Annotated in this window: 10 protein-coding genes and 1 other RNA gene; 7 read left to right on the top strand and 4 right to left on the bottom strand. The window is 41.8% G+C overall.

Going from position 1 to position 9,911, the window contains the following annotated elements:
• Positions 1-498: 498 nt before the first annotated feature.
• The 5 genes from petA (at position 499) to CWB76_RS18785 (ending at position 4,237) form a co-directional block, all read left to right on the top strand.
• Positions 499-1,089, top strand: a complete 591-nt coding sequence (gene petA / locus CWB76_RS18805; protein WP_010390661.1) for a ubiquinol-cytochrome c reductase iron-sulfur subunit — start codon at positions 499-501, stop codon at positions 1,087-1,089.
• A complete protein-coding gene (locus CWB76_RS18800; RefSeq protein ID WP_010390662.1) occupies positions 1,089-2,354 on the top strand; it encodes a cytochrome b in 1,266 nt (421 codons plus the stop codon). The genes petA and CWB76_RS18800 overlap by 1 nt, the downstream gene beginning before the upstream one ends.
• On the top strand, positions 2,351-3,094 hold the full coding sequence (locus CWB76_RS18795; RefSeq protein ID WP_109875379.1) for a cytochrome c1: 744 nt from the start codon (positions 2,351-2,353) through the stop codon (positions 3,092-3,094). Before CWB76_RS18800 ends, CWB76_RS18795 begins: the two co-directional genes overlap by 4 nt.
• 79 nt (positions 3,095-3,173) lie before the next feature.
• The gene (gene sspA, locus CWB76_RS18790; protein WP_008110861.1) at positions 3,174-3,800 is read left to right on the top strand and encodes a stringent starvation protein SspA; all 627 of its coding nucleotides are present in this window, start codon (positions 3,174-3,176) and stop codon (positions 3,798-3,800) included.
• Positions 3,800-4,237: a ClpXP protease specificity-enhancing factor gene (locus CWB76_RS18785; protein ID WP_138609658.1), complete on the top strand. Its 438-nt coding sequence runs from the start codon at positions 3,800-3,802 to the stop codon at positions 4,235-4,237. The genes sspA and CWB76_RS18785 overlap by 1 nt, the downstream gene beginning before the upstream one ends.
• A 618-nt stretch (positions 4,238-4,855) precedes the next feature.
• Here the strand turns inward: CWB76_RS18785 and dolP are convergent.
• From dolP to CWB76_RS18765, 4 genes are all read right to left on the bottom strand, one after another.
• Complete coding sequence (gene dolP, locus CWB76_RS18780; protein WP_008468380.1) at positions 4,856-5,422, bottom strand: division/outer membrane stress-associated lipid-binding lipoprotein; 567 nt, start codon at positions 5,420-5,422, stop codon at positions 4,856-4,858.
• Positions 5,415-6,008, bottom strand: a complete 594-nt coding sequence (locus CWB76_RS18775; protein ID WP_008110721.1) for an SIS domain-containing protein — start codon at positions 6,006-6,008, stop codon at positions 5,415-5,417. Before CWB76_RS18775 ends, dolP begins: the two co-directional genes overlap by 8 nt.
• A 141-nt stretch (positions 6,009-6,149) precedes the next feature.
• Positions 6,150-6,521 carry a YraN family protein gene (locus CWB76_RS18770; RefSeq protein WP_008110719.1) on the bottom strand — a complete coding sequence of 124 codons (372 nt, stop codon included), beginning with the start codon at positions 6,519-6,521 and terminating at the stop codon, positions 6,150-6,152.
• A 9-nt stretch (positions 6,522-6,530) separates the two neighbouring features.
• Entirely contained in the window at positions 6,531-8,411 is a 1,881-nt protein-coding gene (locus CWB76_RS18765; RefSeq protein WP_138609656.1) for a penicillin-binding protein activator, read from the bottom strand.
• A 60-nt stretch (positions 8,412-8,471) separates the two neighbouring features.
• On the opposite strand from CWB76_RS18765, the gene rsmI reads away from it, so the two are divergent.
• Together rsmI and rnpB are read left to right on the top strand one after the other, a co-directional pair.
• Positions 8,472-9,329 carry a 16S rRNA (cytidine(1402)-2'-O)-methyltransferase gene (gene rsmI, locus CWB76_RS18760; protein WP_138609654.1) on the top strand — a complete coding sequence of 286 codons (858 nt, stop codon included), beginning with the start codon at positions 8,472-8,474 and terminating at the stop codon, positions 9,327-9,329.
• Positions 9,330-9,371: 42 nt separating this feature from the next.
• An RNA gene (gene rnpB, locus CWB76_RS18755) (RNase P RNA component class A) lies at positions 9,372-9,737 on the top strand.
• Positions 9,738-9,911 lie beyond the last annotated feature (174 nt).

Raw genomic sequence — 9,911 nt, 5'->3', positions numbered from 1 at the left:
ACCTTTAACCTTTAACCTTCAATCCTCCCTTTACGACTAATGTCGACATTAGCTTGATCAGAATCGGCAAAGCATGCGTATTTATTGAACGAAAGCTTAAAAATGACCGACTAACGCAAAAAAAGTTAAATAATTATCGCAATTAGTTTAAATCCATCAGTTAATTGGTGAATTTTTTTGCTACAATTGGCGGGCAAATAAAGTGAATGAGTTTAATGTCGCCAAATTCAGTTGTTACTGTACTTAGTTGGTGAGATTGTACTTGTTTACAAATTGTTTTTACGGAAGCGATACTATAGTCATTTGGTTTCATACTCGAGCTTACTTAATCAACTATTTGAGCAAGTCAGGTTTATTCGAGCAGGAGGCTGTGAATAACCTTGTTTTAAACAAGGGTTTTAATTATGATCGTTTCTCTTTTAAAATTCGAAAAATTAACCTGCTGTAACTGATGTTCTCAATATAGCAAGTGTTGAGAATCATAGTGGAGATAAGTGGATGAGCAATGCGCCTGTAGACAATGGCCGACGTCGCTTTTTAACCATAGCTACCTCTGTTGTTGGTGGTGTTGGTGCGGCTGGGGCTGCTGTTCCTTTTATTGCGTCTTGGAATCCAAGTGAGCGAGCTAAATCTGCGGGTGCGCCTGTAGAAGTAGATATCAGCAAACTTGAGCCAGGACAATTAATACGTGTCGAGTGGCGTGGTAAACCTGTATGGGTTGTATCACGGACCCCAAAAATGCTTGAGCAGATGAAAGAACATGAAGGTCAACTTCGTGATCCGCAATCGCAAGAGCCACAACAATTAGAATCATCAACCAATGATTTTCGTTCATTACGCCCAGAGATTTTTGTCGCTGTAGGTATTTGTACGCATTTGGGTTGTTCACCTAGCTTTTTACAAGGTGGCTTTGGTGAGAAAGTGGAAGGGACTGATGACGGTTTTTACTGTCCATGTCACGGTTCTAAGTTTGATATGGCTGGCCGTGTATTCCAATCGGTACCTGCACCATTGAATTTAGAAATTCCACCATATACTTTTCTTGATGAGACCACTATTTTAGTGGGCGAAGAACAAGGGGTGGCCTAATGTTTGGTAAAATTGTTGAGTGGATAGACGACCGTATCCCAATGACACGTGTTTGGAACATGCACATTGCACAGTATCCAGCACCAAAAAACTTTAACTTCTGGTACTTCTTCGGCTCTCTAGCTATGTTAGTACTAGTAAACCAAATACTTACAGGTATTTGGTTAACGATGAACTATGTACCATCTGCTGAAGGTGCATTTGCATCAGTAGAATACATCATGCGTGATGTAGAGTACGGTTGGTTATTACGTTATTTGCATTCAACGGGTGCATCTGCGTTTTTCATCGTTGTTTACATGCACATGTTCCGTGGCATGATCTACGGTTCTTACCAAAAACCACGTGAATTACTGTGGTTATTCGGTATGTTCATTTTCTTAGCCCTAATGGCTGAAGCATTCATGGGTTACTTATTACCATGGGGCCAAATGTCGTTCTGGGGTGCACAGGTAATCATTTCATTATTCGGGGCTATCCCGGTTATTGGTGATGACTTAACACTGTGGATCCGTGGTGACTATGTAATTTCAGGTGCAACGCTTAACCGCTTCTTTGCATTACACGTAATTGCACTGCCATTGGTTATTGTTATCTTAGTATTTTTACACATTGTTGCACTACACGAAGTGGGTTCTAATAACCCAGACGGTATTGATAACAAACGTAAAAAAGGAACTGTGGCTGAAGAAGACAAGCCTAAATTTAAGTTCCATGAATACTACACTGATAAAAAAGACATTATTGATGCGATTCCGTTCCACCCTTATTACACAGTAAAAGATATTGTGGGCGTGGTTGGTTTCTTAATCTTGTTCTGTTGGGTTGTGTTCTTTATGCCTGCTATGGGTGGTTTCTTCTTAGAAGCGCCAAACTTTGAAGCAGCTAACCCACTTAAAACACCAGAGCATATTTTCCCTGTTTGGTACTTCACGCCATTCTATGCAATCTTACGTGCAATCCCTGACAAACTAATGGGTGTTGCTGCAATGGGTGCATCAATTGTCGTGCTAGCATTATTACCTTGGATTGACCGTGGTTCGGTTCGTTCAGTTCGTTACCGTTGTGGTTTCCACAAATGGAACATTGCAGGTTTTGTTGTTACTTTCGTTCTTTTGGGTTGGGTTGGTGCTACACCACAAACTGATTTTAAAACGATTGTTTCGCAAGTCTGTACTGTGACTTACTTTATGTTCTTCGTACTGTTATTCGTTTACAGTAAGAATGAAAAAACTAAGCCATTGCCTGAGAGGTTAACGAAATGATGAAAAAGCTATTAATAGGTTTATTTGCTTTATCAGTAAACGTGTTACCTGCAATGGCGGCTGGCCCGTCAGTTCCTCTAATGGAAGCGGGTAACGATATATCTGATCAACCTTCTTTGCAGCGTGGCGCAAAGTTGTTCATGAACTACTGTCTTGGTTGTCACCAAATGCAGTATCAACGTTATGAACGTACTTTCCGTGACATTGGTATTCCAACAGAGATTGGTCAAGAGCAACTTATTTTTGATGGTTCAAAAGTGGGTGGTCATATCCTTAACGCGATGGCAAAAGAAGATGCTGCAAAATGGTTTGGTGCGGCTCCGCCGGATCTAACCAACGTTGCGCGTGTGCGTGGCAGTGATTGGATTTACACCTATTTAAAATCGTTTTACAAAGATGAATCTCGTCCGTTTGGCGTAAATAATACGTTATTCCCATCGGTGGGTATGCCACATGTTCTTCAAGAGTTGCAAGGTGTTCCTACTGCAATTACTGAAGAAGTAACAGTAGACGGTAAAACAACCACTCATATTACTGGTACAAAAACAGATGGTACGGGCGAATTAAGTGTAGATGAATATGACCAAGCAGTTCGTGATTTAACGAATTTCCTAGAGTATGTAGGTGAACCTACACGTCTCGAGTCGGAAGCGCTAGGTATTAAGGTAATCGGATTTTTAATTATCCTATTTATCTTGGCATTTATGCTGAAGAAAGAATACTGGAGAGATGTTCATTAAGTTTGAACATATTTAAAGGTAATTTTGCAATAGGGGCTTAAGCCCCTATTGCTGTTTTAGTTATTTAATGGAGGTAGGCATGGCCGTAGCTGCCAATAAGCGCCCTGTAATGACCCTTTTTTCTGGTGCTAACTGTATGTATAGCCACCAAGTACGCATTGTACTTGCTGAAAAAGGTGTAAGTGTAGATATTCATATGGCTGAAAAGGATAACCTGCCAGAAGCACTTCACGAAATTAACCCTTACGGCACAGTGCCAACACTGATTGACCGTGAGCTTGGTTTATATCAGGCAAACATCATCATGGAATACCTTGATGAACGTTTTCCTCATCCTCCACTAATGCCTGTATATCCGGTCATGCGTGGTCGTAGTCGATTAATGATGCACCGTATTGATACTGATTGGTACAGCCTAGCTGAAAAAATCATTAACAACACATCTGATGCCGCGCAAGCTCGTAAAGAGCTGACAGAAGCATTACTTGCAATAGCACCAATCTTTAGTGAAGCGCCTTACTTTATGAGTGAAGAGTTTAGCTTAGTTGATTGTTACTTAGCACCACTATTATGGCGTTTACCAGAGTTTGGTATTGAGCTTAATGGTGCAGGCTCTAAAGAACTTAAAGAGTATATGATCCGTTTATTTGAACGTGAATCATTCCAAGCTTCTTTAACTGAAGCAGAGCGTGAGATCCGTTTATAATGACTTCTAATCGTCCTTATTTACTACGCGCTTTTTTTGATTGGATTGTTGATAACGAATGCACGCCACACTTAGTGGTGAATGCTGGCTTTCCTGCAGTGCAAGTGCCAACACAGTTTGTTCAAGATGGCCAAATTGTATTGAACATAAGCCCTTCGGCGGTTACGCAGTTTTCGTTAGATAATACTCAGCTTAGCTTTAACGCGCGCTTTGGCGGTCAGCCAATGCAAGTTTACGTGCCTTTAGGGGCTGTACTTGCAATATATGCACGTGAAAATGGCGAAGGCACAGTCTTTACTGCAGATGAGTTTTTAGAGGACGAAGACGATTTTGCTCCAGAGCTTGAAAGTGTCGATTCATCACCAGAGACAGTTGATGAAGCGCCAGCTCCCAAGCCTGAAAAGAAAAAAGGCTCACATTTACGTGTTATAAAATAACTAGTAAATATTAGAAAAAAACCGCTTAATAAGCGGTTTTTTTATGTCTGTACAAATGTGAAAGTTTACGGGTGACGGGCAACGGGCAACGGGCAATGGGCGGCGAGAGGCGGTTTAAGATTGATTGGTGTAGCAGCGGGTTTACACCGCGTCTGGTCTAAAGTGAAGAGCAGGTTTTAGGTATTAGGTCTAGGTGTTAGGTAGAGATTAAGCCAAGCAGGGTGTTTGGGTTCACGGCAGTGGGCAGTGGGCAGCGGGCTGTGAGAGGCGAGCAACGGGCCTAGAGACTCGAATTAATCAGTTGAGCTAATGGTTACTGTCATCTCATTTACTCCTTATTCACTTCTCTTTGTGCAAAAAGATTTTAAAGAGATTTTATTCACCACAGAGGGGGCAGAGCACACAGAGGAAATGATTAAAGGCATGTTTTATTTGTCCTGTCTTCTCTGTGTAGCGCGAAGCGTCTCTGTGTACTCTGTGGTTCAAAATGATTTTGTAGGCGGGGCTTTATGCCGCGCATTTTACTAAACCCTGCGCGAGGTAAACTCCCGCCTACAGGTATAAAAAAACCTTGCGATGTTAACCGCAAGGTTTTTAAATTTCTCGAACCTCGGACTTTTACAAATACTCAAATACTTTAACTACTCGCTCTACGCCAGAGATGTTGCGAGCTATATTAACGGCTTGGTTTGCTTCAGCGTCAGATACTAGTCCCATTAAGTATACTTCGGCATTTTCAGTCACTACTTTTATATTATTACTGCTGATGTTTTCAGCCGCTAAAAGCTGCGCTTTTACTTTTGAGGTTAACCATGAATCGTGTGTTTGCGTGGTGATTCCAATATTAGAGCCAATGCGAAGTTGGTTATGAATTTTGCGGATACCAGATAGGTTCTCAATGGTTTTAAACGCTTGGTTTTTCATTTCTTGGTTAGGCACTTGGCCTACCATTAAAACCACGCCATTTACGCTTATAACGCTTATATGAGCAAACTTGTTAAGGCGTTCATCTTCACTAATAGCAATGCTGGCTTTTATTTCAATGTTGTTGTCGTCTATTTGTGACCCAATGGTTCGTCTATCGTTAGCGGCAGTAACAGCACTGGCTGTACCGGCGACCACAGCAGCGGCACAGCCTTGTAATAACACAACAGTGCCTAAAATAATTAGGGAGCGTTTAAACATAATTTTCGTCCTGAGGGAAAAGGGTTAAATCCACCAACTCACTTAAACAGTGAAGGTTCACTAAATGCGATTCAATAATGCGACTCGGGCGTTTAGACGGCGTACGAATTTCTACATCGTTATGGCCAAGCAAGCCAACGAGTTCGCCGCCATCATCGCCTACCATTACTATGACCTTCATATCTTTGGTAAGTGCCGCTTCTACTGCAGAAATTATGTGTTTTTCATTACCATTAATGGCAAGTACCAATAATAAGTCACCTTGCTGAGCAAAGGCACGAACTTGGCGTGCAAAGGTATCGTGGTCATCTATTTGATTGCCTTGGCCTAAGTTAATATTTTCTTGTGAGAGAGCGATTGCAGGTAAGCAAGGGCGTTCTGTTTCGTAAAAATTTACCAGTACGCCTGCCATGTGTTGCGCCAGCATATGGCAATTTGCAGTACCGCAACAGATCAACTTATTCCCATTGATCAGGCTTTGTGCAATGGTAAATGCCGCTGATTCTAACGCGCTTGGCAACACTTCGCCTGCGGCTATTTGAACTTGAATACTTTCTTTAAAAATTTCTTTAATTGTATCTTGCATGGGTTACCAACAATTTATCTCTAATTCTGTGTGAGCTCACACCGGCTTTATTAAAAGGTAATTATTCTAGGCGTTAGCTAATGCTTAACTGTATGCTCAGCATGAAGCTGTTGTAATCGTCTTATTTTTATACATCAGATATTAAAATACGTTTTTCAGCCAGTTAATATGTAATGACGGTTCGCCTGTTATAGCTACGTAATCAATACGTAATGGCTGGTTTTTTAAGTTTTTAGCACCAAGGTAATGATAAATAGTGCGCTTTAACTTAGCTTGCTTTTGCGGGCTTAGCGCATAATTAGCGCCGCCTTTTATGTTATTTTTACGAAACTTAACTTCAACAAACACTAAGGTGTCACCGTCTTTCATAATGACATCAAGTTCGCCGTAGGGGCAGTAGTAATTACGCTCAATCGCTTTTAAACCTTGCGCTTCTAAATACTTTTGCGCTTGGCGCTCATAATACTGGCCTTTTTCACGACTATTTTGCCACAGCTGTTTAAACCACGACATGCTAACCCCTTAGTTAATTATGGTTATGCCATCGTTTGCTGATTGCATAAATAGCGGCACAGGGCGTTGCGTTTTTAATTCCACAGGTTTTATACGGCGATTGCTGTACTGCGCCCATTGCAGTGATCGTTCAATATCACCGGCACTATTAATGGACAATTTACCGCTTAAGCCTGAAAAGTATTTATCGGGTGTAATGCTCAGCTGTCTAATATCATTCAGCATGGCGACGGCATCGTAGGCCATGGCAAATAAACGTTGGCTAATATCAGCCTGTTCAGGCCATAAATCATTATATTGCTTACGTAGATTATGCTGCGTAATTTGTGAGTCTAACATCCAAGGAAGTTCGGTAAAGTAAAGCCCATCTAAATCGCCTTTGTCAGTGGTATCTATTTGCTTACTATGACTTTTAGAGCTGGCGTAAATAGGGATTCTGTCGGCAAAGGTGCTTACGTTAACATCTAGGTAAGGCTTAATTAATCGGGTCTCTATGGCGTCACCTAATATATAAATTGCATCAATATCGCCACGTGAACGGGTTTCACTTTCTACTTCTTTATTAAAAAGTGTTTTAACCGATTTAATACGCTCTTTTGATTTATCAACTTCTAGCAAGCTGGTAATGGTATTGGGCATATCTTTATTGTCGTTGTAAAAGCCAACTTGTGTGGTTGTTTCACTATAGCGTTGCCATTGCAGGTTAAAGTAGTCAATTAAGCGCTGACCATTGGTATTATTTGGCGCTAGCAACATAGGTTTTTGATAACCTTGCGCTAAAAAATGCTCTAGAGTTTGTTGTACTTCATGCTCAGGATTAAGCGCAAAAAAGTAGTGCTGCAAAGAGGTTCGTTCGCCATCAAAGGTATTTAAATGTAATGTGGGTATATCGAGTAATGTATTGGTATTAGCGAGCTTATCTATATTGGCTTTTAATAGCGGGCCAATAACAAAGTCCGGTTGTAATTGTGTTATCTGTGCACTCAACGCTTCGGTTTCGATATTTTCATCAATAAACAGCGTTTCGCTAATCTCTTTTTTATCAAGCGCAGCCAGTATGCCTGCTTTTAATGCATCCCCTAAGCGCTTGTTAGCCCCCGATTGAGGTAATAGCACAACTAAGCGTTCAATATTTAGTGGTGCTAATTTATTGGCGTAAGTATCTTGTTTTGGTAGAACATTGGTACCAGGGTGCCCAAGGTAACGGCGGCGCCAATTATTAATCGCTTGGTCTAAATCAACAGAGCTGTTGGCATAAACCTGATGATACAAAGCTAAGTTAACCCAGCCTTGTTGAATAACCGAGCCACGGTTAAATCGCTCTAATGCATACGAAGAAAGCTGCTTTAAATTATGCCAAAGTGCGTCATTAAGTTTAGGGATAGAAATATTATTTTTTGCTACCGATTCAGAGGCAGCAAAAAAGTAAGGAGCTGCACGTTTTGGTAAGTCTTGCGACGCAAAAATGCTGGCAGTTAAAAATTGGTGCCAAGCAAAATGCTCAGGTTGCTTAAGTTGCCCCTCCAGGGTGTTTAGTACCTCAAGTGCTTGCTGATTTTTATTTTGCTCTTTTTGCGCAAAGGCAATGTATAAACGATTTTGAATTTGATCAACACTGGCGGTAAGTGCAAGTTCAGTGCATATTTTTTCGAGTAGTGGCCAGTTTTCTTCTGTAATTGCGCTATCACGAGCACTATAAAGTAGCTGAATTTTATCAGCGCCATAGCGGTTTTGCGCTAATTGGTAAATAGATTGCGCATTCAGTGCTTCATTTTTCAGCGTATTGGCACTGTTACTTAAGTTATCGCTGGTTTTAGTTGGTTTTTCGGTTGTGCTACACGCCGATAACCCTGACAATATAATTAATAGACTAACTAGTTTAAGTCGCACAATGATTTCCCATACGTTAACGCGATTTGCTTATATTACTGACTGACGCAGGAGACCTCAATGTTAAATGAGGAGAATTCACAGAAAATTGGCACTCTTTACGTTGTTGCCACCCCAATCGGCAATTATGACGACTTAAGTCAGCGTGCAATCGCGACATTATCGCAGGTCGACTTAATCGCGGCTGAAGACACTCGCCATACTGGTAAGCTACTTAGCCACTTTGGTATTAAGGCTAAAACCTTTGCGTTACATGACCATAACGAAAAGCAAAAAGCGCAGCAAATTATCGACCAACTTAATCAAGGGTTAAATATTGCACTGGTCTCTGATGCCGGCACGCCGCTTATAAGCGACCCTGGCTATGCGGTGGTTAACTTATGTCGTGAGCAGGGCGCAAGTGTAACACCCGTGCCTGGTGCATGTGCTGCTATTACGGCGGTATGTTGTTCTGGGTTACCTACTGACCGTTTTCAATTTATTGGTTTTACACCTGCTAAAAGTAAAGCGCGCCAAGACTTTTTTATAGATGCGGTTAACTCAAGTATTACCAGTATTATGTATGAAAGCACCCACCGTATTATGGCAAGCCTTGACGATTTAGAAGCTGCGCTAGGTAGTGAGCAGCAGGTGGTATTTGCCAAAGAGCTAACTAAAACCTTTGAAACCTTTTTTAATGGCACCGTAGCTGAGTTAAAGCAGTTTTTAACTGACGATCCAACTAAACAACGCGGCGAAATAGTACTCATGCTGCCAGGGAAAGCTAAGATAGTTGACGATGTTCCACCAGAAGCTCGTAAAATGTTAGCGTTACTCGAAAACGAAATGCCAATGAAAAAAGCGTGTGGTGTAGTAGCTGATTACTTCGGCATGAAGAAAAACGCGTTGTATAAAACAATTATTGAAGAAAAACAGTAAATGTTTACTGCGTAGTGTTGTGCTCTCATGTATACTGCGCGCCGAGTTAGCCAAGATAATCGCTGCCTGTGACGAAAATGATCAGGGGGAGGAAAGTCCGGGCTCCATAGGGCAGAGTGCCAGTTAACGGCTGGGGGGCGTGAGCCCACGACAAGTGCAGCAGAGAGAAGACCGCCAATCTTCGGATTGGTAAGGGTGAAAGGGTGCGGTAAGAGCGCACCGGGCCGCTAGTAATAGTCGGTTGCAAGGTAAACTCCACTCGGAGCAAGACCAAATAGGGTTCCTTATGGCGTGGCCCACGTTGGAACCGGGTAGGTTGCTTGAGCCATAGAGCGATTTATGGCCTAGACGAATGATTATCACTTTCTTCGGAAAGGACAGAACCCGGCTTACCGGCTGACTCACTCATTCAATAAAAATGCTCGCAGTTAACGTTGCGGGCTTTTTTGTGTTTGAGACAAGCTGTCAGGTTGCGGGCTTAAAACCTAAACTCGACGCGAGACTAACTATCGCCTTCAGGCATAAAAAACCTTGTAATGTTAACCGCAAGGCTTTTAAATTTCTCGAACCTCGAACCTCGAA

Source organism: Pseudoalteromonas sp. S1609 (assembly GCF_005887255.1).
Lineage (GTDB): Bacteria > Pseudomonadota > Gammaproteobacteria > Enterobacterales > Alteromonadaceae > Pseudoalteromonas.
The sequence above is the reverse complement of the archived record's forward strand: the minus strand, read 5'-3'. Positions and strand labels throughout refer to the sequence as shown.

Excerpts from the sequence above, each read along its gene's own strand:
- rsmI (WP_138609654.1), top strand. The coding sequence starts at position 8,472 with ATGTTAAATGAGGAGAATTCACAGAAAATTGGCACTCTTTACGTTGTT.
- dolP (WP_008468380.1), bottom strand. The coding sequence starts at position 5,422 with ATGTTTAAACGCTCCCTAATTATTTTAGGCACTGTTGTGTTATTACAA.
- CWB76_RS18785 (WP_138609658.1), top strand. The coding sequence starts at position 3,800 with ATGACTTCTAATCGTCCTTATTTACTACGCGCTTTTTTTGATTGGATT.
- CWB76_RS18800 (WP_010390662.1), top strand. The coding sequence starts at position 1,089 with ATGTTTGGTAAAATTGTTGAGTGGATAGACGACCGTATCCCAATGACA.
- CWB76_RS18795 (WP_109875379.1), top strand. The coding sequence starts at position 2,351 with ATGATGAAAAAGCTATTAATAGGTTTATTTGCTTTATCAGTAAACGTG.
- CWB76_RS18775 (WP_008110721.1), bottom strand. The coding sequence starts at position 6,008 with ATGCAAGATACAATTAAAGAAATTTTTAAAGAAAGTATTCAAGTTCAA.
- sspA (WP_008110861.1), top strand. The coding sequence starts at position 3,174 with ATGGCCGTAGCTGCCAATAAGCGCCCTGTAATGACCCTTTTTTCTGGT.
- petA (WP_010390661.1), top strand. The coding sequence starts at position 499 with ATGAGCAATGCGCCTGTAGACAATGGCCGACGTCGCTTTTTAACCATA.
- CWB76_RS18770 (WP_008110719.1), bottom strand. The coding sequence starts at position 6,521 with ATGTCGTGGTTTAAACAGCTGTGGCAAAATAGTCGTGAAAAAGGCCAG.